The following is a 22,969-nucleotide window of genomic DNA, read 5'->3' on the forward strand; positions in this document are numbered from 1 at the left end:
ATCTAGACGACGCCCATCGCGAGCATCGCGTCCGCGACGCGGATGAAGCCGGCGATGTTCGCGCCGGTGACGTAGTCGCCGGGGGAGCCGTACTCGTCGGCGGTCTCGAGGCAGCGGTCGTGGATGCCCCGCATGATGTGCGCGAGGCGGTCCTCGGTGTAGTCGAAGGACCACGAGTCGCGCGACGCGTTCTGCTGCATCTCCAGCGCGCTGGTGGCCACGCCGCCGGCGTTCGCGGCCTTGCCGGGCGCGAACGCCACGCCGGCGTCGGAGAACAGCCGCACGGCGTCCGGGGTGCACGGCATGTTGGCGCCTTCTGCCACGTACGACGTGCCGTTCTTGATCAGCCGGTCGGCGGCGTCACCGTCGAGCTCGTTTTGCGTGGCGCAGGGGAGCGCGATGTCGCAGGGCACGTCCCAGACCGAACCGCCCGGCACGAAGATCGCACCGCGCTCGGCGGCGTAGACGTCGATGCGCTCCCGGCGGCGTTCCTTGACGTCCTTGAGCAGCGAGAGGTCGATGCCCTTCTCGTCCACCACGTAGCCCGAGGAGTCGGAGCAGGCCACGACGGTGCCGCCGAGTTGCTCGACCTTCTCGGTGGCGTACACGGCCACGTTGCCCGAACCCGACACCACGACGCGCTTGCCCTCGAAGCTCTGGCCGCGGGTCTTGAGCATCTCGTCGAGGAAGAAGACCGCGCCGTAGCCGGTCGCCTCGGTCCGCACCTGCGAGCCGCCCCAGGTCAGGCCCTTGCCGGTGAGGACGCCGGACTCGTAGCGGTTGGTGATGCGCTTGTACTGGCCGAACAGGTAGCCGATCTCCCGGCCGCCCACGCCGATGTCGCCGGCGGGGACGTCGGTGTACTCGCCGATGTGGCGGTACAGCTCGGTCATGAACGACTGGCAGAAGCGCATGATCTCGCCGTCGCTGCGGCCCTTCGGATCGAAGTCCGAACCGCCCTTGCCGCCGCCGATGGGCAGGCCGGTCAGCGAGTTCTTGAAGATCTGTTCGAACCCCAGGAACTTGACGATGCCGAGGTACACCGACGGGTGGAACCGCAGTCCGCCCTTGTACGGGCCCAGCGCCGAGTTGAACTCGACGCGGAAGCCGCGGTTGAGCTGGACGTTGCCGTTGTCGTCCTGCCACGGCACCCGGAAGATGATCTGGCGTTCCGGCTCGCAGAGTCGGCGGATGACGGCCGCGTCGACGTACTCGGGGTGCTTGGTGACCACCGGCGCGAGGCTCTCGAGGACCTCCCTCGCGGCCTGGTGGAACTCGGTCTCGCCTGGATTCCGACGCAGCACTTCGCTGTACAGCTCGTCCAAGGTGGTTTCAGCGTGCGCCATCACACGTCCCTTCTCCCCGTTGTCCGAATTGTCGGACAATCGCCCGGACAGTCTATTTGCCCCCGCGTGGGCGGAACTCATCGGTGTAGGCCAGGATCGACTTCTGCACCACGGGCCAGTAGCGGTTCTGGGACTGCGAGGGCAGGTAGATGTTGTGGCCCGCGCCGGGGAGCAGCACCGCGGTGCCGCGCCCGCCCTTGGCGGTGAGGGCGCTGATGAATCCTTCGCAGCCGGTCGGCCGGACGATGCGGTCCGCGGTGCCGTTGTAGCAGGTCACCGGCACCTTCGGGTTGAGGTTCTGGATCGGATCGGCCACCGCGAACTGCTGCGGGAACTCATCGGGCAGGCCCAGGAACAGGCGGGTGTTGACGTTGCCGTCGGCCACCGCCCGGCGCATGTCGAGGACGCCGCCCATGGACACTACCGCCGCGGGCGTCACCGCGGGCACGCTGCCCATGGCGCCGGGCGTCAGGATGGACCGGGCGGCCGCCCACACCGCGAGCTGACCGCCCGCGGAGTGTCCGGCGACGACGACATCGTTCAGGTCGAGGTTCGGGGCGTGCTGCGCCTTGACGGTCTGGAGGAAGTCGATGGCCGCAGCGGTGTCGGTGAGGGTGGTCGGGTAGCCGCCGCCCGCGCCGATCCGCCGGTACTCGACGTTCCACACCGCCACGCCGTGTGAGACGAGGGAGCGTGCCATCTCCGCCATCGACGACGCCGCGGACGGGGTCCGCCAGCCGCCGCCGTGCAGCAGGACCACCACGGGGATCTGCGGGGGCAGCTCGATCGTGGTGCGGGCGCTGAGCGGGCCGCCGGAGGGGTTCTGCTGGATCGCCGGGTTCGCGGGCAGGTACAGCTCGCCGTAGTTCTGCTCGGGGTCCGACACGCCGTCCGGCACCGTGTAGACGATGCGCTGCGGTTGCGTGACTGGAAACTTCCCGACCAGCGACGCGGTGGGCATCGGGGGGTACGTGGTCGACGGTGCCGCCGGCGCGGTCGACCGCGGGGCGGCCCCTCCGCCCTCATGGGTAGGGGTGCAACCCGTGCCGATCAGCACGGAAAGGCATACGGCGGCGCCGATCAGCGGCCGCCGGGCGCGCGCGAACTGCACGTCGACCCTCTCTCGCCCGGCGGGGCGGTTGGTGTGGCGTTTCTACCGTCGAATCCTAAGGCAACCCTGGCGCAAGTCCTAGCACGCACGCGTGCGTGTGACCTTCGGGCCGCCCACCCGCGGCCCGGTCCGGGCTGGATAATGGGGGAATGAGCGTGCTTCCCATCCGCATCTATCCGGACCCGGTCCTGCGTACCCCCGCGGACGAGGTGACGGTCTTCGACGCCGATCTCGCCCGGTTGGTGGACGACATGATCGACACGATGCATCACCACAGCGGTGCGGGCCTGGCGGCGCCCCAGGTCGGGGTGAGCAAGCGCGTGTTCGTCTACGGCTGCGGTGGCCGGGAGGGGCACATCGTCAATCCCGTGTGGCGCGCCGTCGGCGAGGAGATGCAGACGGCGGCCGAGGGCTGCCTGTCGATCCCCGAGGTCCGCGGAGAGTGCACGCGCCACATGAACGTGATCGCCGAGGGGGTCGACGTCACCGGTGCCCCCGTCGTCCTGGAGGGCACCGAGATCCTCGCGCGCTGCATCCAGCACGAGAGCGACCACCTCGACGGCGTGCTCTACCTGAGCAGGCTCGCGCCGGACGAGCGCAAGGCCGTCATGCGGGTGATCCGCAGCTCGCCGTGGTTCACCGACCCCGCCGCGACCCTCGCTGCCGGGGCGGCGGGAGGCCGCGCCTGATGCGGCTGCTGTTCGCGGGAACGCCGGAGCCCGCCGTCCCGGCGCTGCGAGCCCTGCTCGATTCGGAGCACGAGGTGGTGGGCGTGCTGACCCGCCCCGATGCCCGCTCGGGGCGTGGCCGCGGCGTCCGGCGCTCGCCGGTCGGACAGGTGGCCGACGAGGCGGGGATCCCCGTCCTGACCCCCGCGACGCTCCGCGATCCGGAGGCGCGCGCCGCGATCGTCGCGCTCGCACCGGACTGCTGCCCCGTCGTCGCCTACGGCGGGATGATCCCGCCGGACCTGCTCGACGTTCCCACGCACGGGTGGATCAACCTGCACTTCTCGCTGCTGCCGGCGTGGCGCGGCGCCGCGCCGGTGCAGGCGGCTCTGGAAGCGGGAGACGAGCTGACCGGAGCGTCCACCTTCCGCATCGAGGAGGGGCTCGACACCGGCCCCGTCTTCGGGGTGCTCACCGAGCGGATCCGCCCGGACGACACCGCGACGGTGCTCCTCGCGCGCCTGGCCGAGTACGGCGCGGAGCTGCTCACGCGGACCGTCGACGGGGTGGGTGCGGGTGCGCTGCAGGCCCAGCCCCAGTCGCCCGACGGGGTCTCGCACGCCGCGAAGGTCACCGTCGACGGTGCCCGGGTGCGGTTCGACCGTCCCGCCGGCGCCGTGGACCGGCACATCCGGGCGATGACCGACGCGCCCGGCGCGTGGGTGCCGCTCGGCGATGCGCGGCTCAAGTTGGGCCCGGCCACCGTCGACGGGGAGACGGAGGGCCTGGCGCCCGGCGAGCTGCGGGTGACCAAGCGCGCCGTGTTCGTGGGCACCGCGACCGCCGCGCTGCGGCTCGGCACCGTCCAGCCGCCCGGTCGTAAGCCCATGCCCGCCGCCGACTGGGCGCGCGGTGCGCGCGTCGAGGACGGCACGATCATCGGAGTGGACCAGTGACCGATCCCGCCCGCCGCGCCGCGCTGCAGACCCTCGCCGCCGTGCGGGAGCGCGGCGCGTACGCGAACCTCGTGCTCCCGGGGTTGCTGCGCGATGCCCGGCTCAAGGGGCGCGACGCCGCCTTCGCGACCGAGCTGACCTACGGCACCTGCCGGGCGCAGGGCCTGCTCGACGCCGTGATCGAGAGCGCCTCGGGGCGATCCGTTTCCGATATCGACGGGCCGGTGCTGGACGCCCTGCGGCTGGGCGTGTACCAGCTGCTGCGCACTCGTGTCGGCGCGCACGCCGCGGTCTCCGAGACCGTGGATTCGGTGAAGGAGAGTGCGGGACGCGGCGCATCGGGGTTCGCGAATGCGGTGCTGCGCAAGGTGGCCCGCGACGATGAGGATACCTGGGTCGCCCGCGTGGCGCCGTCAGCCGCGGACGACCTGCTGGGGCACCTGGCGATGCAGTACGCGCACCCGCGGTGGATCGCGGAGGCGTTCTGGGAGTCGCTGCGTGCGAACGGGATCAGGTCGATGGGGCAGCTGCAGGCGTTGCTGGCCTCCGACGATGCCCGGCCGCCCGTGCACCTCGTGGCGCGGCCGGGGGAGATCTCCGCCGATGAGCTGGCGCTCATCGTCGAGGGCGAGGTCGGCAGGCTGTCGCCGTACGCGGTGTACCTGCCCGGCGGCGATCCGGGTGCGCTCGAACCGGTCCGGGACGGCCTCGCGGGCGTGCAGGACGAGGGCTCGCAGTTGGTGGCCCGGGCCGCGGCGGTGGCGCCGCTGGACGGGCCCGACGGCGGCCGCTGGCTGGATCTGTGTGCCGGCCCGGGCGGCAAGGCCGCGCTGCTCGGCTCGCTCGCCGCGATCGACGGTGCGCGCGTCGACGCGGTGGAACCCGCCGAGCATCGCGCCGAGCTGGTTCGCAAGGCGGTCAAGGGACTCCCCGTGGACGTGCACGTGGCCGACGGCCGGAGGTCCGGCCTCGAGCCCGGATACGACCGGGTGCTCGTGGACGCGCCGTGCTCGGGCATCGGCGCGCTGCGCCGCCGCCCGGAGGCGCGCTGGCGCAAGCAGCCCGCCGACGTGAAGCAACTCACGGTTCTGCAGCGCGAGCTGCTCTCGGCCGCTGCGGAACTCACCCGGCCGGGCGGCGTGGTGCTTTACGCGACCTGCTCCCCGCACGTGGCCGAGACCCTTGGCATCGTCGGCGACGACGAGGTGCTCGCTGCCGCCGGACTGGAGCGGATCGACACCCGCCCGCTGGTCCCGGCCACCGACCTGCCCCTCGGCGACGGCCCGCACGTCCAGCTCTGGCCCCACCTGCACGGCACCGACGGCATGTTCTTCCAGGCCCTCCGCAAGCGCTAACCGAATTGCCGCGCCAGCCTCGCTTCCGCAGCTCGCGGGCGACGCGGTACCGGGCCGAGCCGAGGTCGACGTGGAACGGGTGCCGGGCACGGGTTGCTGGGGCGGAAGAAGTCGAGGCCCGACCGGTGCTGGCCTCGTCGAGTACCTCCCGGACGCGGTTCGCGCCGTACAGACGCGGGTGCGCGTCGAGGTACGCCAGGACCGCCTGCGTGGTCGTGAGTGATCGCCCCTGCCTGTCGATTCGGATGAACTGGTCGAGGCCGACGATCTTCTCGTCGCCCTCGGCGAATCGCGCCAGGTCGACGGCGGAGCGGATCGCGGATGTCGTCGACGGACGGCGTCGAGCCACCGTCGTGGCGAATGCCGCGAATCACAGACGTGGACTCTTCTCGCACCGCGTGCTCGGTCCGTCCGACGAGCAGATCACCCTTGCGTCCCATCACATCAATTGGACGCACCAGCTCTGCGATCGGATCCCTACCCCACGAATTGAACACCGTTAGGAGAACCCGACCTGCGGTTTTGCTCTCCATAACGGTGTTCAATTGGGAACGGGGTCAGGCCTTGAGGACGCCGCCCTTGGTGAACTCCTGGGTCAGCGCGCCGCCGGGGCCGGGCTTGGCGTCGCCCTTCGGGTAGCCCATGCCGAAGGCGCCGCCGCCCTTGACCCACTGGTCCTTGATCTTGCCGGAGACGACGTGGGCGCCGTTCTCGGGTGACCACACGATCGAGCCGTTCTGGAAGTCGTTGTACGCACCCGCGACCGAGCCGGCGGTGGGGCCGCCGACGGCCAGCTCGCTCATGAGCGGTGCGCCGAGCTTGCCGGTGGGGCCGCCCTCCTTGAGGTAGAGGTCGCGGATCGCGCCGGTGACGCCGGCGGCCTTGCCGCCGTTGACCTTCGGATTCCAGTAGATGGTGCCGTTGGTGAACTCCTGCACCTTGCCGCCGGCCGCATCCTTCTCGACGCCGAGGGGCTGGCCGTACTTCTTCTGGCCGCCGTCCTTGGTGAAGGTGTCGTTGATCGCGCCGGTGACGGCGAACTTCAGCGGCTCATCGGGCTTGGTGTCGGTCGCCGCTGTCGTGGACGTCGCGGCCTGGCCGGACAGGAGCTGACCGAGGAGCTTCTGCGCATTCGGATCGCTGCCGAACATCTTGACCAGCGTCGCGACATCGGTGGTGGGCAGTTGCCCGGTGGCCATGATCTGCTGAACGCCGGGGATCTTGGCGAGTTCGGTGAGCGCGGGCTGCGCCGAAGCGGGAACAGCATTGGCGGTCGAGACGAGCGGGGCGGTGCCGGCAGCAGGAGCCGCGGCAGCAGGAGCAGCGGCGGGAACCGCAGCCGCGGGTGCAGCGGGAACGGCCGGCGCGGCGGGTACAGCGGGTGCGGCGGGCGCAGCGGGGGTCACGGGGACGGCCGGGACGGCGGGTTCGGCGAGGGCGGGCCCCGCGGCGAGGAACGTGGCGGCGGCGACGGCCACGAACGTGGTCAAGGTGGTGCGTGCGATCCGCATGACGACCTCTCAACAATCGACGGCACGAGAGTTACCCGTGTGACTAATGGTGCTGATGTTACTAAAGTGATCAGTCGAATTCAATGAGGCCGACGATGGCGCGCCGCGCCGTGCCCCCGCGCCGGCCCCGTGCCTACGACCGCGCCGTGCCCACCGGGTCGAAGCGTCGCGCGCACCCGGCCGACCGTCGAACGCGACGACATACAATGCTGCGCATGTCCTCGCCGATGATCGCGCCGTCCATCCTGTCCGCCGACTTCTCCCGGCTCGGTGCCGAGATCGAGGCTGTGGGCGGGCCCGACGGAGCCGACTGGGTGCACGTGGACGTCATGGACAACCACTTCGTGCCCAACCTCACGCTGGGCCTGCCCGTGGTCGAGAGCCTGCTCAGGGCCACCACGATCCCGCTCGACTGCCACCTGATGATCGACGACCCCGCGCGCTGGGCGCCGCCCTACGCCGAGGCGGGTGCGTACAACGTCACCTTCCACGCCGAGGCCTCCGACGACCCGGTCGCCGTCGCCAAGGACATCCGTGCGGCGGGCGGCAAGGCCGGACTGGCGATCAAGCCCGGCACCGCCTTCGACCCGTACATCGAGATCCTCAAGGAGTTCGACACGCTGCTGGTGATGAGCGTCGAGCCCGGCTTCGGCGGGCAGTCCTTCATCGCGGAGGTCCTCGACAAGGCCCGCGCCGCACGCCGTCTCGTCGACTCGGGTGAGCTGCGCCTGGTCGTCGAGATCGACGGTGGCATCAACGCCGACACCATCGAGCAGGCCGCCGCCGCGGGCGTCGACTGCTTCGTGGCCGGTTCCGCCGTCTACAACGCCGCCGACCCGGCCGAGGCGCTCCGCAAGCTGCGCGCCCAGGCCGCGGCCGTGCCGCGCGTCTGACGGTGGACCTGCAGGCCGCGCTCGAGCAGGCCGTCGAGGAGTCGGCGGCCGCCCGCGGGATCAGCACGCCCAACCCGCCGGTGGGCGCCGTGATCCTGGCGGCGGACGGCACCGTCGTCGGACGGGGTCGCACGGCCCCCGCGGGCGGGCCCCATGCGGAGGTCGTGGCGCTGGCGGCGGCCGGCGACGCGGCCCGGGGCGGCACCGCCGTCGTCACCCTCGAGCCGTGCGATCACACCGGCCGCACCGGGCCGTGCACGCAGGCGCTGCTCGGAGCCGGGATCGCGCGCGTCGCCTACGCCGCCGCCGACCCGAACCCCCTCGCCGCGGGCGGCGCGGCGACGCTGCGCCGGGCGGGGGTGGAGGTCGTCCACCTCGGCGGTGAGCCCTGGCCGCTCACGGAGTGGCTCTTCCGGCAGCGGCACGGCCGGCCGATGGTCACCGTCAAGCTGGCGACGACCGTGGACGGACGGATCGCCGCCCCGGACGGGACCAGCCAGTGGATCACGGGGCCCGCGGCGCGGGAACGCGCACACGCCGAGCGGGCGCAGCTCGACGCGATCATCGTCGGGACCGGCACCGTCGTGGCCGACGACCCGGCGCTCACGGCCCGGCGTCCTGACGGATCGCTGCACGACCACCAGCCGACCCGGATCATCCTCGGCGAGCGGGACCTTCCCGCCACCGCGCGGGTGCTGACCGGACCTGGGGACGCGCGGCACGTCCGCAGTCATGACCCGGGGGCCGCGCTGGAGGCCGCCGGTGACGCCGTGAACGTTCAGGTCGAGGGCGGGTCGACGGTGCTCGGCACCTTCTTCGCGGCGGGCCTGGTGGATCGGGTGCAGGCGTACATCGCGCCCGTGCTGCTCGGGGCGGGTCTCGCCGCGGTCACCGTGCCCGGCGTGGGCACCCTGGCGGACGCGACGAGGTTCCGGCTGGGCTCCGTCGAACGACTCGGCGACGACGTGCTGCTCACGCTGTTGCGTTCGCCGTGAGCCCAACACTTGGGGCCTGGGCCGGCGAGTGCTACCTTCGGAAGCGGAAGTTCTCAGGGCGGGGTGCGATTCCCCACCGGCGGTGATGGACTCCGGGCGATCCCGGTGTCCGAGCCCGCGAGCGCTCCGCCGCGAGGCGGGGGTCAGCAGATTCCGGTGCGATCCCGGAGCCGACGGTCATAGTCCGGATGAAAGAGAACTGCGCGGGTCGTTCCCGCGTCGTCGTGCCGCCCTGAGGCCGAAGTGGCAGGAGCGGCGAATGTTCACCGGCATCGTCGAAGAGCTGGGCGTGATCACCGCCCGCGAGGACCTTCCGGATGCGGCCCGGTTCACCGTCCAGGGTGACCTGGTGACCTCGGATGCGAAGCACGGCGATTCGATCGCCGTCAACGGCGTGTGCCTGACCGTCGTCACGGTCGAGGGGGGAGCGTTCACCGCCGATGTCATGGAGGAATCGCTGCGCCGCAGTTCGCTGAGCAAGCTCGGCCCCGGCGACCGGGTGAACCTCGAGCGCGCCGCCGCCGTGAACTCCCGCCTCGGCGGGCACATCGTGCAGGGCCACGTCGACGGCACGGGTCACGTCATCAGCCTCAGCCCGTCCGAGCACTGGACCGTCGTGCGCCTGGCGCTGCCGCAGCAGCTGGCCCGGTACGTCGTCGAGAAGGGCTCCATCACCATCGACGGTGTCTCCCTGACGGTCTCGGCCCTCGGGCGGGGCGTGACCGGGGACGACGAGCAGCACTGGTTCGAGGTCTCGCTCATCCCCACCACGCTGGACCTGACCAACCTCGGCGGGGCCGAGCCGGGCACCGTCGTCAACCTCGAGGTCGACATCGTCGCGAAGTACGTCGAGCGCCTCGTGACGCTCAAGGAGGAGAAGCAGTCATGACCAGGTTCGATTCCATCGAGCGGGCGATCGAGGACATCGCGGCCGGCAAGGCCGTCGTGGTGGTCGACGACGAGGATCGGGAGAACGAGGGTGACCTCATCTTCGCCGCCGAGAAGGCGACGCCCGAGCTGGTGGCCTTCATGGTCCGCTACACCTCCGGCTACCTGTGCGTGCCCCTCGACGGTGCGACCTGCGACAAGCTCGGCCTGCCGCCGATGTACTCCACCAACCAGGACAAGCACGGCACCGCGTACACCGTCACCGTCGACGCCAAGGCCGGTGTGGGCACGGGCATCTCGGCCGCGGACCGCGCCACGACGATGCTCAAGTTGGCCGATCCCGCCTCGACCGTCGACGACTTCACCCGCCCCGGGCACGTGGTGCCGCTGCGCGCCAAGGAGGGCGGCGTGCTGCGCCGGCCCGGGCACACCGAGGCCGCCGTGGACCTCGCCACCATGGCGGGACTCGCGCCCGCCGGTGTGATCTGCGAGATCGTCTCGGAGAAGGATCCGGGCGGGATGGCGAAGTCGGAGGAGCTGCGCGTCTTCGCCGACGAGCACGGACTCGCCATGATCTCCATCGCCGACATGATCGCGTGGCGCCGCAAGCACGAGAAGCACGTCGTGCAGGTCGCCTCCGCGCGGATCCCCACCCGCTACGGGGACTTCCAGGCCGTCGGCTACACCTCGATCCACGACGACGTGGAGCATGTGGCACTGGTCAAGGGCGACATCACCGCCGACGGCGGCGCGGACGTGCTGGTCCGCGTGCACAGCGAGTGCCTCACCGGCGATGTCTTCGGCTCGCTGCGCTGCGACTGCGGCCCGCAGCTCGACGCCGCGATGGAGATGGTCGCGCAGGAGGGCCGCGGCGTGGTGCTGTACATGCGGGGCCACGAGGGCCGCGGCATCGGCCTCATGCACAAGCTGCAGGCCTACCAGCTCCAGGACGGGGGAGCGGACACCGTCGACGCGAACCTGCAGCTCGGGCTGCCGGCGGACGCCCGCGACTACGGCCTCGGCGCGCAGATCCTCGTCGACCTCGGCATCACCTCGATGCGGCTGCTCACCAACAATCCGGCCAAGCGGGTCGGCCTCGACGGCTACGGCCTGCAGATCACCGAGCGGGTGCCGATGCCGTTGCGGGCCAACGCCGAGAACATCCACTACCTGCGCACCAAGCGCGACCGGATGGGGCACGACCTGCGCGACCTCGACCACTTCGACCAGGGAGGTACCGCGTGAGCGGCGCTGGAATCCCCGACATCACGCTCGACGGGGCCGCCGACCTGCGGCTGGCGATCGTCGCCTCGCGCTGGCACGACACCGTCTGCACGGCGCTGCTCGCGGGAGCCGTCCGCACGGCCGAGGCGGCGGGCGTCCGGCAGATCACCGTCGAGCGGGTGGCGGGTGCCGTCGAGCTGCCCGTCGTCGCGCAGGAGCTGACCAAGTCGCACGACGCCGTCGTCGCGCTCGGCGTCGTGATCCGCGGCGGCACCCCGCACTTCGAGTACGTCTGCGACGCGCTCACCGCGGGCCTGCTCCGCGTCTCGCTGGACGCGGGGGTCCCCGTCGGCAACGGCGTGCTGACCACGAACACCGAGGCCGAGGCGCTCGACCGCGCGGGCCTTCCCGGGTCGGCCGAGGACAAGGGGGAGCAGGCGGCGTCGGCGGCCCTCGACACCGCACTGACCCTGCGCAAGCTGCGAGCCGGCCGATGAGCCGGATCGCCCTCGTCCAGGCCACCTGGCACCGGAACATCGTCGATCGGGCACGCGAGGGCTTCATCGCGGAATGGACCCGCCTGGGGCACGACGATGCCGACGTCGATGTCTTCGAGGTCCCCGGGGCCTACGAGATCCCGCTCGCGGCGAAGCGCCTCGCCCGCACCGGGGGCTACGCGGGGATCGTCGCCGCGGGCCTGGTGGTCGACGGCGGCATCTACCGGCACGAGTTCGTCGCGACGGCGGTCATCGACGGCCTGATGCGCGTGCAACTCGACACCGACGTGCCCGTGTTCTCCGTCGTGCTCACCCCGCACCACTTCCACGAGCACGACGAGCACACCGCGTACTTCGAGCGGCACTTCGTCGGCAAGGGCGCCGAGGCGGCCCGCGCCGTGAACGCGACACTGGCGCTGCACGCGAGCCTGCCGGTGTAGTCACCCGCGGGCCGCGACGTAGGCCTCGGTCACCGTCGCCGGTACGCGCCCCTTCGCGTTCACGACGATGCCGTTCTCGCGGGCCCACGCGCGGACCGCGGCCGGTTTCGGCGCGTCCGAGGGCGGCCGCGCCCCTCCCCTCACGGGCTTCGACGGTGCGCCGTCGGCTCCCGCGCCCCCGGCCCCGTCGAGCAGGCCGGAGTGCGCCGACGCGGCCGCGAGGAACCGGTAGGTCCACTCCTCGGCGAGCTTGCGAGTCTCGCAGAAGACGATCGGGACCGTCGGATAGCGCACCTGCAGTTCGGCGAGCCCGTCGGCGACCTTCGCCGGCCGCATCCAACTCTGCTTGAACAGTTGTGAATACCGCTCCTCGACGACCACCGCGGCGTGCGGCAGCGTCGCCAGTTCGGCGATCTGGAAGCCGAGGCGACTCGAATTGAGCGAGGTGATCAGATCCTCGAGGCCCTTGCGTTCCACGGCCGCCCGGATCGTTCCGTCCTCGGCGAGGATCGCGTAGTCGCCCGAGGTCAGGGCGTGCTTGGTGATCACGGCCTGTTGGGTCTTGAAGGTGTAGCCGTATCGCTCACGCGAGTCGACGGCGATCGCGAGGTCGGCGATGCCGGCGGCGCGCGCAGTGGGCACGGCGACATTGGGACGCGCCTTCTTCCGGGTGCGCGGGGCCTGCCAGAACACCATCTGACGACCGCGAGCCCGGGTGAAGACGATCTGCGACCGTGCCTCGCGTGCCCGGTCGGCGATCACGTCGATCGCGGCGCCGCGTCCGGCGCAGGACCGCAGTGGGATCCGCTCGACGATTTCGGGATCGGCGGGCCATTCCGAGCGGCCCACCGGGTAGCAGAACAACGCCTTCGTCCGGGGCCAGGTGTCGGACGTGCGGAAGACGCGCCCATCGCCGAGCGGCACCCAGATCAGGTACGGCAACGACGATTCGGGATCCGGGTTGACCGCCACGACCAGCTCCATAGCCGCACGCTACCGGCTCGGCATGGGGGCCGGGGGCGCGACATCGGTAGAATCGGGACCTGTGACCGCCGACTCCACCACCGCGCCCGTGCTCGACGTGACCCCGCGCAAGATCAAGCTGTACGCGTGGGTGCTCGCCGGGGTCCTGGTCGTCGGGCACACCGCGGTCGCGCTGCTGCTCAAGGTTGGCGGGAACACGGGGCTCACGTTCCGGACCTCGGACCAGGTGGGCATGATCCTGATCGGTGTGGTCCTGGCGTGCGGGGCGCTGCTGTTCACGCGGCCGCGCCTGCACCTCGGGCCGGAGGGGGTCACCGTCCGGAACCTGCTGAACGCGAACACCTACCCGTGGGACGTGGTGCAGGGATTCAGCTTCCCCGAGGGATCCCAGTTCGCGCACCTCGACCTGCCGCACGACGAGTTCGTCGCGATCTGGGCCATCCAGGCCCGCGACGGCGAGCCCGCGGTGCAGGCATTGCACCGCGCCCGCGAGATCGCCGCCGCGTACCGGGCCTGAGCGCCTATTTGATCGTGCCGCTGCGGCCGTGCAGCAGCGTCATCAGCTGCGTGAGTTGCCCCTCCTGCGCCGCGGTACGCGCGAAGCTGGTGAGGTTGAGCAGCGGGTTGAACCGCTTGCGGGCGATGCCCTTGGCGTAGGTGAACTCGCGCAGGCCGTCGGCGCCGTGGATCCGGCCGAAGCCCGACTCGCCGACGCCGCCGAACGGGATGTTCGGCACACCCGCGAAGGTGATGATGCCGTTCACCGAGGCCATGCCGGAGCGGATCCGGTCGGCCAGCTCCATGCCGCGGGCCTTCGAGAACACGGTGGCGGCCAGGCCGTACTTCGTGGCGTTCGCCAGTTCCACGGCCTCGTCCATCGTGTCCACCTTGGCGACCGTCACCGTCGGTCCGAAGGTCTCCTGCGTGACCGCGATCGAGTCCTCCGGGACGTCGACGAGCACCGTCGGCTGGACGAACCGTTCGCCGACGGCGTCGGCGCCGCCGACGAGGGCGCGGCCGCCGCGGGCGAGGGCGTCCTCGATGTGCGACTTGATGATCGGCAGTTGGCCGGGCATGGTGATCGGGCCGATCTTGGAGTCGTCCGAGTCGTTCGCCGTGACCTCGTGGGCCTTCGCGACCAGCCTCTCCAGGAACGGGTCGTAGACGTCCTTGTGTACGTAGACGCGTTCGACACCGACGCAGGTCTGGCCCGCGTTCGAGAAGGCGCCCCACGCGGCGGCGTCGGCGGCGGCGTCGAGATCGGCGTCGCGGTCCACGAGGAAGGCGTCCTTGCCGCCGGCCTCGATCACCACCGGCGTCAGCGTCTCGGCGCAGGCGGCCATGACCTTCTTGCCGGTGTTGGTCGAGCCCGTGAAGGCCACCTTGTTCACGCCGGAGGTGCACAGCGCGTTGCCGGTCTCGCCGAGGCCCGTGACCGCCTGCAGCACCGGGCGACCCACGGCCTCCTCGAACGTGCGGGCCAGCCACACGCCCACGCCGGGGGTGTACTCCGAGGGCTTGAACACCACCGCGTTGCCGGCGGCCAGCGCGTAGGCGATCGAGCCCATCGGGGTGAAGACGGGGTAGTTCCACGGGCCGATCACGCCGATGACGCCGAGCGGGTGGTAGCGCACCGTCGCCGACTGGTTCGCCATGACCAGGCCCGAACCGACCCGACGGGGGCCGAGGACCTTCTTGGCGTGTGACGCGGCGTAGCCGAGGTGGTCGATGCCGAGCGCGGCCTCGAGCAGGGCGTCGCCATGCGGCTTACCGGTCTCGTCGTGGACGACCTGCGCCAGCTGGTTGATGCGCCGGGTGATGACGCCCTTCCAGGTGTTCAGGGCCTTCTTGCGGCCCTCGAAGCCGATCTCCTGCCACCAGTCGGCCTGCTCGCGGGCGCGCGCCACGACGGCGTGCACGTGGTCGGTGGAGTGGATCGGATACGACTCGACGACATCACCGGTGAGCGGGTTGAGGGAGTCGAAGGTCTTGGTGTTCGGTGCGGTCATGCTGACTTCCTGATCTCGTCGGCCGCCTTCTCGGCGATCATGATGGTGGGGGCGTTCGTGTTCCCGCGGGGCACCTTGGGCATCACCGAGGCGTCGACGACGCGCAGACCGTCGATCCCGCGGACCCGCAGCTGCGGATCGACGACGGCGTCCTCCCCGGAGCCCATCGCGCAGGTGCCGACGGGGTGGAACAGCGTCTGCGTGTAATCCGCGACGAGCGTGCGGATCTCGTCCTCCGAGGGCGACTCGCTGATGTGCCAGGGCTTGCCGAGGTAGCGCGCGATGGGGCCCTGCGCGGCGAGCTCCATCGTCGCCTTCACGCCGGCCACCAGCGCGTCGAGGTCCTCCGGCGCATCGAAGTAGTTCGGCTCCAGGCGCGGCTTGAAGTCGGGGTTCGCCGAGCGCAGCCGGAGCGTTCCCCGGCTCTGCACGTCCACCAGCGTCGGGCCGAGCATGATGCCCCGACGGTGCGTCTCGTGCAGCAGGTTGTCGTAGACGCCGGCCGGCATCACGTGGAACTGCAGGTCCGGGTGCTCGAGATCCTCGCGGGAGCGGAAGAAGCCGCCCGCCTCGGCGCCGTTCGACGACAGCGGACCGGTGCCGGTGAGCTTCCAGCGCAGCAGGTTTCCCACGTTCTGCGTCTCGAGCAGGTCGAAGGTGCCGTGCGTGTCGTAGTCGACGGGGACCATCGGGTGGTCGTGCAGGTTGGATCCGACGCCCGGGAGGGCGGCGCGCACGTCGATGCCGTGCTCGGCGAGGTGCTCGGCGGGACCGATCCCGGAGAGCATGAGCAGCTGCGGGGAGTTGATCGCGCCGCCGGAGAGAATCACCTCGCGGCGGGCCCGCGCGGTGTGATCGGCGGCGTGCTGCCGGAAGAACACCCCCGAGGCGCGGTCACCGTCGAACTCGATGCGCCGCGCGATGGCACCCAGCGCGACCGTGAGGTTGGGGCGCGAGCGCGCCGGCTCGATGTAGGCCTTGTCGGTCGACCAGCGCCGGCCGTTCTTGCAGGTCACCTGGTAGAGGCCGGCGCCGTCCTGGGATGCGCCGTTGAAGTCCTCGGTGGGCTTGAGGCCCCACGAGACCGCGGACTCGACGAAGGCCGTCGAGAGGGGGTGGGTGAACCGGCGGTCCTCGACGTGCAGCGGACCGTCGGTGCCGTGCAGGGGGCCGCCGAGGCGGGTGTTGCCCTCCGCCTTGACGAAGTACGGCAGGACGTCGTCGTGCGACCAGCCCTGCGCCCCGTGATCCTGCTCCCAGGCGTCGTAGTCCGCGTGATTGCCGCGGATGTAGATCATCGCGTTCAGCGACGAGCAGCCACCGAGCGCCTTCATCCGCGGCCAGTACGCCGGGCGGTCGTTCAGGTGCTTCTGCGGCGTGGTGGTGTAGTTCCAGTCCCACTTCGTCTTGAACATCGCGGAGAACGCGAGGGGGATGTGGATCTCGTCCGCGTCCGCCTCGCCCCCGGCCTCGAGGAGCAGGACGGAGACGCCCGGATCCTCCGACAACCGGGCCGCCATCACGGCGCCCGCGCTCCCGGCCCCCACCACGATGTAGTCGTACTCGTCCGCCGGCAATGCCGCTCCTCGCGTCGATCCAATGCTTGGGGTCGAAGCTACTCGGCGGTACGGGTGGTCGGGGGCGGATCCGACGGGTTCTCAGTGACGACGGTCCGCCGTGCCCGGGTTCGTCCTGCCGGCGCCGCCCGGTCGCGTCAGCCGACGGCGGGCGCGAGCCGCTTGATCAGGGGCGTCAGTGCGACGACCACCAGGCCGATGGCGATGGCCGTGCCACCGAGGATCAGGAAGTACGGCGCCTCGTCGTTCTGGTCGTAGAAGGTGGCCAGGCGCCCGGCGAGGGCGGTACCGAGGCTGATCGACAGGAAGTTCAGTGCCACCATCTGCGTCGAGAACGCGCGCGGCGCGAGCTTGGTGGAGACGCTCAGGCCGACCGGCGAGATGCACAGCTCCGCGAGGGCGAAGATGAGCATGATGCCGAGGAGGCCGAGGAGCGGCGCGGTGTTCGTGCCGGCCGGCATGAGAAGGAAGGCCAGGAACGCGACGCCGATCCCGATGGTGCCGATCGCGAACTTGATCGGGGTGCTGGGCTGGCGCGACCCGAGCTTGGTCCACAGCGCGGCGAACACCGGCGCGAAGATGAGGATGTAGACGGGATCGACGGACTGGATCCAGGAGGCGGGGAACTCCCAGCCGCCCAGGTCGCGGTCGAGGCGTTCGTCGGCGTAGACGGCCACGAAGGTGAACATCTGCTGGAACAGCGCCCAGAAGGCGACCTGGGACAGGAACAGGGGGATGAACGCCTTCACGCCGTTGCGTTCGGCACCGTCGACCCGGTTGCTGCGGAGCAGGAACACGAAGTAGGCCAGGGAGATCGCGGCGACCGTGATGATCACGGCGTCGACGAGGTTCCTCGCGGTGATGACTCCCAGCGCGATGAGGCCGACGAACACTGCGATCGCGACCACGAGTCCCGCGGCGACGCGTTGGATGTCGCTGCGGGAGGCGGGGTTCGGTACCTCCTGGCTGATCCGCGGCAGCATCTTCCGGGTGAGCGCGTACTGGGTCAGTCCGAGCGCCATGCCGACGGCGGCGAGGCCGAACCCCCAGTGGAAGCCCGCGTTGTCCTGCAGATAGCCGGTGAGCAGCGGGCCGATGAAGGCGCCCAGGTTCACGCCCATGTAGAACAGGGAGAACCCGGCGTCGCGTCGGGTGTCGTCGGGGGCGTACAGATCGCCGACCACCTTCGTCGCGTTGCCCTTCACCCCGCCGGAGCCGATGGCCACGAGGACGAGGCCGACGGCCACGCCCGCCGCGCCGGGGATGGCCGCGAGCGCGATGTGGCCCGCCATGACCAGCCACGCCGAGTAGAACAGGGTGCGCTCCGCGCCGAGCAGGCGGTCCGAGATCCAGGCCCCGGCGATCGTCGAGAGATAGACGAAACCGCCGTAGGCGCCGACGATCCCGAGCGAGGTGGTCTTGTCGAAGCCGAGGCCGCCCTGCTCGGCGGTGTAGTACAGGTAGTAGGCCAGGATCGCCTGCATCCCGTAGAAGGAGAAGCGCTCCCACATCTCGACGCCGAACAGGTTGACCAAGGGCCAGGGATGTCCGAAGAAGCGCACGTCGGGTTTGCCAGTGGGAGTGGTGGTCATTCGTTGATGAAATCACGAACGGTGCGCGTGTGGATCGTCCTGCTCAACTCAACAGTCGGACGGCCTCCGGCTGATACGCGTGCTCGGCCCACTCCCGCGGCGTGGTGCCGTACTGCAGATCGACGACGGTGCGGTCGGCTCCGGCGTCGAGGAGCGCGCGGATGAGATCCAGGTCGCCCGTCCACGCGGCGTGGTGCAGCGGGGTCGCGCCGTCCGCGCCTCGGGCGCTCGGATCGTCGGGGATCACGGGGAGGATCACCGTGACACCGGCGGTGTCGATGCCGTTCTCGGCCAGGAGGGCCAGCCGTTCCGTGAAGCCGTGCTGCGCCGCCCAATCGACCTGGCGGCGCCACACCTGCGCGCGGCTCTCCGTGTCGGCGCCGGCGCGTGTGTCCCACGGACCCGGTCCGGCCTCGGCGAGTCCGTGCGCGAAGAGCAGTTCGAGATGCGAATCGTCGGGCCGGAACATGCGGTTGTAGAGCGCCTGCTGGTCCGCGGGGTGTGCGCCGCGGTCCAGGAGCAGGGTGGCCAGTTCCATCGACCGGGGATGTCGCGGCTGGCGGCCGGCGCCCTCCTCGCCCTCGCCGAAGACACCGGTGAGGGCGGTGAACGGGGTCGGCAGACCGGAGTGCAGGAAGCCCGTGTTCGGGTCGGCGCCGGAGTCGAGGAGCAGCTCGGCGGCCGCGAGCGGGCGATCCGGTGAGTCATCGGGGACGACTCGGGAGTAGCAGAGATAGGTGAGGGGGTGCCAGCCGAACGGGCCGCCGGCGGTGGTGGCGAGGGCCGGATCGACGCTGAGGTGCGCCGCGATCGCCCGCGCGTCGCCCGCCGCGGCGGCGGCCCAGACACTTCGCTCGACGATGCCGGGGTCCTGGGCCAGGAGCGCAGCGGCCTCGCGCCACCGGGGCGGCTCGTCCGAGGCGCCGTAGCGCAGACACGCGAGAGAGCTGAACAGGTCAGCGGGTGCGAGCGAGGCCTCGTCCACCGCGCACGGGTTCACGGTGAGTTCGTCGTTCGAGGCGCTGGGGGAGCCGCTGCGTGCCGGGGCGCCCATGGCGCCGTCCGCTCGAGTCGACATGCGTGGTCACCTCAGCAGGTTGGTCCGCGCCACCTGTTCCCGGAGGAAGTGGAACTGCGTGTCGAGGCTGGCCTGCAGGTCGCGCAGTTCGTCGGCGTGGTGCTGGAATCGGCGGGCGTCGGCCTCGTTGCCGACCGCGTCCCGGTAGAGCTGATCGAGCAGCTCGCGGTGCGCGCCGGTGTTGGTGCGGTCCAGCAGGTGCAGATCGTTGAGCAGTCGTTCGACGGGCCGCAGCTCGCCCAGGTACTCGGCGAGGGCCGCGACGTGATCGCGCAGGGCGTTCTCCGCCATGCGTGCGGCCTGGGTGTACTCGTCGACGTGCTGGGCCAGGGCGTAGGAGACGGAGGACTCGCCGGACGGCCGCGGCGTGTCCGTGCGCATCCGCCAGACGCGGTAGGCGCGGTGGCTGATGTCCTGCAGCGTGGCGTCGAGGTTGATGCGGACGCGGTGGTGGTCGAGGATCGGGTTGTTCCACGCCGGCGAGCGGCGGATCTCTTCGGTGAGCAGCACCGCGAGGCCGAGGAGCCGGGTCTCGACGCGGGTATCGCCCGGTTCCGCGTCCGGGTTCCACGCCGGCATCCGGTCGGCCTGGAAGGGCCAGGGGTTCGCTGCCAGCCGTGCCTGCTCGCGTTCCTCGAGGCGGCGCTCGTGGGCGTGACGCCGCCAGGCCTGGTAGCCGACGACGCCACCGCCTGTCAGGAGCAGGGCGATGAGCCCACCGGCCATCGACTCGGTGACCGCCGTGCCGACGATGAACGCGATGACGATGAGGGTGATCCACAGCCCGCTCTTGAGGCTCGGCTCGGGCACCGCGTTGCGGGCGGACGCGAGGTACGCCGGATTGTTGCTCGCGGTGTACCGGCGGAAGGCGTCGTCGATGGTGCCCGGCCGCAGTCGCTGCAGGAAGTGGGACGCGTCCCGCGCCGCGACCTGTGCCTGCTCCCGCCCGACCGGCACCGCGTCGGCCGCGGCGATGACCCGCGCAGCGAGCTCCTGGGGGACCGTATCCGCCATCTCGAACCTCCTCCTGTCGCCTCTGAATGTACCGGCGTTTCAGACTTCCGCGCCGCCCCGAATTCGCCAGAAGGTTGTGATCTCCGTTGGCGTCCACGTAGGAAAGCTTGCGCTGCCGATCGGGATCCCGCGTACGAACTCGGCAACGACGACGGGGCCTCGGTCGCGTGCATTGTCGTAGAACGTGGTCGTTGTCGCCAGCATGGTGGCCTCGACCACGAGTGGCCAGAGCCGCCGGTGCCTGTCACGGATCTTCTCCTCGGGAACGGCGTGCCCACCGGCGCGGACACGGTGCGCTACGCGCAGTACCGACAGATCCTCTGGCACCATCACCACGTGGAGGTTGACCTCGAAGCCGGATGTCAGAGCAGCGCGAACGAGACCGACCTTGGAGGGGTGCGAGAAGACGGTTTCGGCGATGAAAGAGGTTCCGAGCTCAAGAAGGCGATCCCGAGTGGCACTCGCGATCCGTGCCGCGTCGTAAGAGCGTTCCTCCGCCGATTCGGGCCACCGTTCCCTCGCGATGATGTCGGCGTTGACGAAGGGCATTGTGCGCGTGTACGGGTGAAGGACGAGGTCGACAAAGGTGGACTTTCCGGCCCCGTTGGGGCCGATGACCAGCTCGAGCTGGCTCATTTGGTGCGAGCTTCGGCGACGATCCGCTGAGTGCCGTCGGGGTGATGCTCGACCATCCGTCCCTCGTCGTCGAGCGAGACGGTGACGATGCCGCGTTGTGCGAGGGTCGCTGTGAAGTCGATGGTGCTCAGCCGTTCACGGATGGCCACTCGCAGTTCGGCGTTGTACACGCGAGCCTCGGCGTCATCGAGGTCGTCGGCGGACAGCTTGCCGGCGAGGGTCGCCTCTACTCGGCTCCGGGCTGCACTCTCGTGAATCGATACCTCGCGGCCGATCCGCGCCCAGTGATTGACTTGTTCGGCCGTCGATCGACCATCTCGTTCACCCTCGATCCGGGCGCTTTCGAACACGTCGTCGGCAATGCGAGTGGGGTGCGGCATTGTGGCCTCCTGGGACGAAAGAGCATCGTGTAGCACTATGCTACGCCGATCCGGTCGCCCCGGCCACGGTGCGACATGGCCGGGGCAACCGGCCTGCTACTTCAGGGTGACCTTCGCGCCACCCGAGAACATCGAGTCGTGCAGCTCGATGGTGGCGGGGGTGGCGTCCTTGGGCATGTCGAAGACGACCTTGACCTGGACGGTGTTGCCGGGGTTGATGTTGTCCCACACCGGCACGTCGGAGTCGCCGAGCGCGATCTGCGCCATCGAGTCGGACTCGAAGGTACGGCCCTGCGTGTCCTTGAGCTTCTGCGAGCTGGGGGAGAAGCTTTGCGGCTTGGTGCCGATGTTCTTCACCGTCATGGAGACGATGACGAACTGGCCCTGGGCCTTCTTCGCCAGGTACGGGTTGTCGCCGACCTCGCTGAGACCCGGCTCGACGCCCGTGACCACGAACTCGAACTTGCCGTCGCGCACGGCGGCGTTCAGGCCGGCGGCCTTGGGATCGGTCTTCGCGGCGGTCGGCGCCGCGGTCCCGCCGGCGGTCGAGGCCGCGTCGTCCTTGTTCCCGCCGCCGGTGGCGACGGAGACGACGATGATGAAGGCGATCACGGCCAGCACGATCCACGGCCACTTGCGCTTCTTCTTGGCCGGCGGCGCCGGCGGGGCGGGGTACGGCTGGGGCTGACCGGGCGTGTACTGACCCGAGCCGGGCTGGCCGGGCTGCAGCGGGAAGGGCTGCTCAGACATGATGAATCCTCATTTCCGGAGATGGGGGAATCGCCGATCGGCGGGAAGTGCCGAACGACGTGAAGCGGAGCCGTTGCCGGCTCGGGTGATCAGGTGACGACGGTGCGCCGAAGGCGGACCGTCAGGGGCGGTGACCGTGAGCGTCGATCAGAATGCTTGTGCGTGCGGTCAATTCATCCTCCCCAGGACCTGATGGAAGAAGCATCGCATCGACCACTGACAAGTTTTCATATCCGCGTCGGGCGAAATCCATAGCTGCACAAAGGAAGAGAGCTGCTGGGGATGCGACGGTGCGTCAACTATCGCCTCCACAGAGTTCTTCGGGGCAGCCGTGCCAGGTGTTGACGGCCTCGACGATCGCCCGTGCCGCGATCGGCGGCCGGTACGCCTCCGCGAGGTCGGTGAACTTCCGGATGCACCGCTCGACGTGGTCGTCGAAGAACGCGCAGGTCTCGATCAGGCGGAACTCGTCCGCCACGCACTCGAGAACGAGGCGGTGCGGGACGAGGCGGGAGAACCAGCTCTCCACCTCCTCAACGGTGAGCGTGCAGTCCGGTTCGCCGCACTCGCACGGGTACAGGGGCGAAGAGACCTCAATGTCGGTCGATGATGAGTGGGTCGTGGGCATGAGAACTCCTGGTGGATCGGGTCGCGTGGTCACCCGCGGCCGGTCCTGAGTGCGACCAGCCCTACAGAATGAACCGACCCACTGACAAGTCCTGAAACCCTGGTTGCCGCGCGGCCCGACGCAGCGCGATCACCCTGCGACCTTGCGGCGTAGTCGCTCAGCCATCAGAAGAACGCCGAGAGCGTTGTCGCCGTCGATCTCCCAATGGCGGTCGCAGTTGCACGAGCCCCAAGTCTTGTCATGCCACGAGTTGCCCTCGATCAGGAGTGCACCGCCGCTCGCGAGTAGGCGTTTGGTGAGCTCGGCGCTGTCTGAACCACCCCGGGTTTCCCGGAGGATCTCTCAGTTGGCTACCTGGACCAGCTGGTCAGGCAGGGTAGGCACCGTTTCGGTGGCCTGGTGTCGATCGTAGTAGATCCGCTCGGCGTGCACCGGGC

23 protein-coding genes and 1 riboswitch are annotated in these 22,969 nt (G+C 70.4%); of the genes, 10 read left to right on the top strand and 13 right to left on the bottom strand.

Going from position 1 to position 22,969, the window contains the following annotated elements:
- Window positions 1–2 precede the first annotated feature (2 nt).
- Window positions 3–1,346, bottom strand: coding sequence for an NADP-specific glutamate dehydrogenase (gdhA, locus tag HF999_RS16325; protein ID WP_168546904.1), 1,344 nt, complete (start codon window positions 1,344–1,346; stop codon window positions 3–5).
- 52 nt (window positions 1,347–1,398) lie between these two features.
- Window positions 1,399–2,457, bottom strand: a complete 1,059-nt coding sequence (locus tag HF999_RS22645; protein ID WP_168546905.1) for an alpha/beta hydrolase family protein — start codon at window positions 2,455–2,457, stop codon at window positions 1,399–1,401.
- Window positions 2,458–2,606: 149 nt separating this feature from the next.
- On the opposite strand from HF999_RS22645, the gene def reads away from it, so the two are divergent.
- The 3 genes from def to HF999_RS16345 are packed head-to-tail and all read left to right on the top strand — an operon-like array spanning window position 2,607 to window position 5,436.
- Window positions 2,607–3,146, top strand: coding sequence for a peptide deformylase (def, locus tag HF999_RS16335; RefSeq protein WP_168546906.1), 540 nt, complete (start codon window positions 2,607–2,609; stop codon window positions 3,144–3,146).
- On the top strand, window positions 3,146–4,081 hold the full coding sequence (locus HF999_RS16340; protein ID WP_168546907.1) for a methionyl-tRNA formyltransferase: 936 nt from the start codon (window positions 3,146–3,148) through the stop codon (window positions 4,079–4,081). The genes def and HF999_RS16340 overlap by 1 nt, the downstream gene beginning before the upstream one ends.
- A complete protein-coding gene (locus HF999_RS16345; RefSeq protein ID WP_312854170.1) occupies window positions 4,078–5,436 on the top strand; it encodes an RsmB/NOP family class I SAM-dependent RNA methyltransferase in 1,359 nt (452 codons plus the stop codon). Before HF999_RS16340 ends, HF999_RS16345 begins: the two co-directional genes overlap by 4 nt.
- Before the next feature lie 557 nt (window positions 5,437–5,993).
- Here the strand turns inward: HF999_RS16345 and HF999_RS16350 are convergent.
- The gene (locus HF999_RS16350) at window positions 5,994–6,947 is read right to left on the bottom strand and encodes an LGFP repeat-containing protein (RefSeq protein ID WP_210733876.1); all 954 of its coding nucleotides are present in this window, start codon (window positions 6,945–6,947) and stop codon (window positions 5,994–5,996) included.
- A 215-nt stretch (window positions 6,948–7,162) separates the two neighbouring features.
- On the opposite strand from HF999_RS16350, the gene rpe reads away from it, so the two are divergent.
- From rpe to HF999_RS16380, 6 genes are all read left to right on the top strand, one after another.
- On the top strand, window positions 7,163–7,840 hold the full coding sequence (gene rpe / locus HF999_RS16355) for a ribulose-phosphate 3-epimerase (protein ID WP_168546909.1): 678 nt from the start codon (window positions 7,163–7,165) through the stop codon (window positions 7,838–7,840).
- 2 nt (window positions 7,841–7,842) lie between these two features.
- Window positions 7,843–8,835 carry a bifunctional diaminohydroxyphosphoribosylaminopyrimidine deaminase/5-amino-6-(5-phosphoribosylamino)uracil reductase RibD gene (ribD, locus tag HF999_RS16360; RefSeq protein WP_168546910.1) on the top strand — a complete coding sequence of 331 codons (993 nt, stop codon included), beginning with the start codon at window positions 7,843–7,845 and terminating at the stop codon, window positions 8,833–8,835.
- Window positions 8,836–8,880: 45 nt separating this feature from the next.
- Window positions 8,881–9,039, top strand: a riboswitch (FMN riboswitch).
- Window positions 9,040–9,094: 55 nt separating this feature from the next.
- Window positions 9,095–9,724, top strand: a complete 630-nt coding sequence (locus HF999_RS16365; RefSeq protein ID WP_168546911.1) for a riboflavin synthase — start codon at window positions 9,095–9,097, stop codon at window positions 9,722–9,724.
- Window positions 9,721–10,968, top strand: coding sequence for a bifunctional 3,4-dihydroxy-2-butanone-4-phosphate synthase/GTP cyclohydrolase II (locus HF999_RS16370; RefSeq protein WP_168546912.1), 1,248 nt, complete (start codon window positions 9,721–9,723; stop codon window positions 10,966–10,968). The genes HF999_RS16365 and HF999_RS16370 overlap by 4 nt, the downstream gene beginning before the upstream one ends.
- Window positions 10,965–11,444 carry a 6,7-dimethyl-8-ribityllumazine synthase gene (gene ribH, locus HF999_RS16375; protein ID WP_168546913.1) on the top strand — a complete coding sequence of 160 codons (480 nt, stop codon included), beginning with the start codon at window positions 10,965–10,967 and terminating at the stop codon, window positions 11,442–11,444. The genes HF999_RS16370 and ribH overlap by 4 nt, the downstream gene beginning before the upstream one ends.
- Complete coding sequence (locus HF999_RS16380; RefSeq protein ID WP_168546914.1) at window positions 11,441–11,884, top strand: 6,7-dimethyl-8-ribityllumazine synthase; 444 nt, start codon at window positions 11,441–11,443, stop codon at window positions 11,882–11,884. The genes ribH and HF999_RS16380 overlap by 4 nt, the downstream gene beginning before the upstream one ends.
- On the opposite strand, the gene HF999_RS16385 is transcribed toward HF999_RS16380, so the two are convergent.
- Complete coding sequence (locus HF999_RS16385; RefSeq protein WP_168546915.1) at window positions 11,885–12,868, bottom strand: ERCC4 domain-containing protein; 984 nt, start codon at window positions 12,866–12,868, stop codon at window positions 11,885–11,887. It lies immediately after the preceding gene.
- Between the two features lie 61 nt (window positions 12,869–12,929).
- Here HF999_RS16385 and HF999_RS23065 point away from each other — a divergent pair, with 61 nt between their 5' ends.
- Complete coding sequence (locus HF999_RS23065; protein ID WP_168546916.1) at window positions 12,930–13,385, top strand: PH domain-containing protein; 456 nt, start codon at window positions 12,930–12,932, stop codon at window positions 13,383–13,385.
- A 4-nt stretch (window positions 13,386–13,389) separates the two neighbouring features.
- Here HF999_RS23065 and HF999_RS16395 read toward each other — a convergent pair whose 3' ends face one another.
- The 9 genes from HF999_RS16395 to HF999_RS16435 all read right to left on the bottom strand — a co-directional run bounded on the left by HF999_RS16395 (window position 13,390) and on the right by HF999_RS16435 (window position 22,433).
- Entirely contained in the window at window positions 13,390–14,877 is a 1,488-nt protein-coding gene (locus HF999_RS16395) for an aldehyde dehydrogenase family protein (protein WP_168546917.1), read from the bottom strand.
- A complete protein-coding gene (locus tag HF999_RS16400; protein ID WP_168546918.1) occupies window positions 14,874–16,454 on the bottom strand; it encodes a GMC family oxidoreductase in 1,581 nt (526 codons plus the stop codon). Before HF999_RS16400 ends, HF999_RS16395 begins: the two co-directional genes overlap by 4 nt.
- A gap of 137 nt (window positions 16,455–16,591) precedes the next feature.
- On the bottom strand, window positions 16,592–18,046 hold the full coding sequence (locus HF999_RS16405) for a peptide MFS transporter (protein ID WP_168546919.1): 1,455 nt from the start codon (window positions 18,044–18,046) through the stop codon (window positions 16,592–16,594).
- Window positions 18,047–18,089: 43 nt separating this feature from the next.
- Window positions 18,090–19,100, bottom strand: coding sequence for an ankyrin repeat domain-containing protein (locus tag HF999_RS16410; RefSeq protein ID WP_246207969.1), 1,011 nt, complete (start codon window positions 19,098–19,100; stop codon window positions 18,090–18,092).
- A 30-nt stretch (window positions 19,101–19,130) separates the two neighbouring features.
- Window positions 19,131–20,138: a hypothetical protein gene (locus tag HF999_RS16415; protein ID WP_168546921.1), complete on the bottom strand. Its 1,008-nt coding sequence runs from the start codon at window positions 20,136–20,138 to the stop codon at window positions 19,131–19,133.
- 39 nt (window positions 20,139–20,177) lie between these two features.
- Window positions 20,178–20,774: an ATPase gene (locus tag HF999_RS16420; protein ID WP_068569111.1), complete on the bottom strand. Its 597-nt coding sequence runs from the start codon at window positions 20,772–20,774 to the stop codon at window positions 20,178–20,180.
- Window positions 20,771–21,154, bottom strand: coding sequence for a TA system antitoxin ParD family protein (locus tag HF999_RS16425; RefSeq protein ID WP_068569110.1), 384 nt, complete (start codon window positions 21,152–21,154; stop codon window positions 20,771–20,773). The genes HF999_RS16420 and HF999_RS16425 overlap by 4 nt, the downstream gene beginning before the upstream one ends.
- Window positions 21,155–21,250: 96 nt before the next feature.
- Window positions 21,251–21,904 carry a DUF4352 domain-containing protein gene (locus tag HF999_RS16430; protein ID WP_168546922.1) on the bottom strand — a complete coding sequence of 218 codons (654 nt, stop codon included), beginning with the start codon at window positions 21,902–21,904 and terminating at the stop codon, window positions 21,251–21,253.
- 295 nt (window positions 21,905–22,199) lie between these two features.
- Window positions 22,200–22,433 (bottom strand): hypothetical protein, encoded by a 234-nt coding sequence (locus HF999_RS16435; protein WP_168546923.1) that lies wholly within the window; start codon window positions 22,431–22,433, stop codon window positions 22,200–22,202.
- Between the last annotated feature and the right edge of the window lie 536 nt (window positions 22,434–22,969).

It is taken from the genome of Tsukamurella spumae, assembly GCF_012396015.1.
GTDB classification, from domain to species: Bacteria; Actinomycetota; Actinomycetes; order Mycobacteriales; family Mycobacteriaceae; genus Tsukamurella; species Tsukamurella spumae.

What these genes read in the sequence shown, in the direction of transcription:
- gdhA (WP_168546904.1), bottom strand. Translation starts at nt 1,346, where the DNA reads ATGGCGCACGCTGAAACCACCTTGGACGAGCTGTACAGCGAAGTGCTG.
- def (WP_168546906.1), top strand. Translation starts at nt 2,607, where the DNA reads ATGAGCGTGCTTCCCATCCGCATCTATCCGGACCCGGTCCTGCGTACC.
- HF999_RS16340 (WP_168546907.1), top strand. Translation starts at nt 3,146, where the DNA reads ATGCGGCTGCTGTTCGCGGGAACGCCGGAGCCCGCCGTCCCGGCGCTG.
- HF999_RS16350 (WP_210733876.1), bottom strand. Translation starts at nt 6,947, where the DNA reads ATGCGGATCGCACGCACCACCTTGACCACGTTCGTGGCCGTCGCCGCC.
- rpe (WP_168546909.1), top strand. Translation starts at nt 7,163, where the DNA reads ATGTCCTCGCCGATGATCGCGCCGTCCATCCTGTCCGCCGACTTCTCC.
- HF999_RS16365 (WP_168546911.1), top strand. Translation starts at nt 9,095, where the DNA reads ATGTTCACCGGCATCGTCGAAGAGCTGGGCGTGATCACCGCCCGCGAG.
- HF999_RS16370 (WP_168546912.1), top strand. Translation starts at nt 9,721, where the DNA reads ATGACCAGGTTCGATTCCATCGAGCGGGCGATCGAGGACATCGCGGCC.
- HF999_RS16380 (WP_168546914.1), top strand. Translation starts at nt 11,441, where the DNA reads ATGAGCCGGATCGCCCTCGTCCAGGCCACCTGGCACCGGAACATCGTC.
- HF999_RS16385 (WP_168546915.1), bottom strand. Translation starts at nt 12,868, where the DNA reads ATGGAGCTGGTCGTGGCGGTCAACCCGGATCCCGAATCGTCGTTGCCG.
- HF999_RS16395 (WP_168546917.1), bottom strand. Translation starts at nt 14,877, where the DNA reads ATGACCGCACCGAACACCAAGACCTTCGACTCCCTCAACCCGCTCACC.
- HF999_RS16405 (WP_168546919.1), bottom strand. Translation starts at nt 18,046, where the DNA reads ATGACCACCACTCCCACTGGCAAACCCGACGTGCGCTTCTTCGGACAT.
- HF999_RS16410 (WP_246207969.1), bottom strand. Translation starts at nt 19,100, where the DNA reads ATGGGCGCCCCGGCACGCAGCGGCTCCCCCAGCGCCTCGAACGACGAA.
- HF999_RS16415 (WP_168546921.1), bottom strand. Translation starts at nt 20,138, where the DNA reads ATGGCGGATACGGTCCCCCAGGAGCTCGCTGCGCGGGTCATCGCCGCG.
- HF999_RS16420 (WP_068569111.1), bottom strand. Translation starts at nt 20,774, where the DNA reads ATGAGCCAGCTCGAGCTGGTCATCGGCCCCAACGGGGCCGGAAAGTCC.
- HF999_RS16425 (WP_068569110.1), bottom strand. Translation starts at nt 21,154, where the DNA reads ATGCCGCACCCCACTCGCATTGCCGACGACGTGTTCGAAAGCGCCCGG.
- HF999_RS16430 (WP_168546922.1), bottom strand. Translation starts at nt 21,904, where the DNA reads ATGTCTGAGCAGCCCTTCCCGCTGCAGCCCGGCCAGCCCGGCTCGGGT.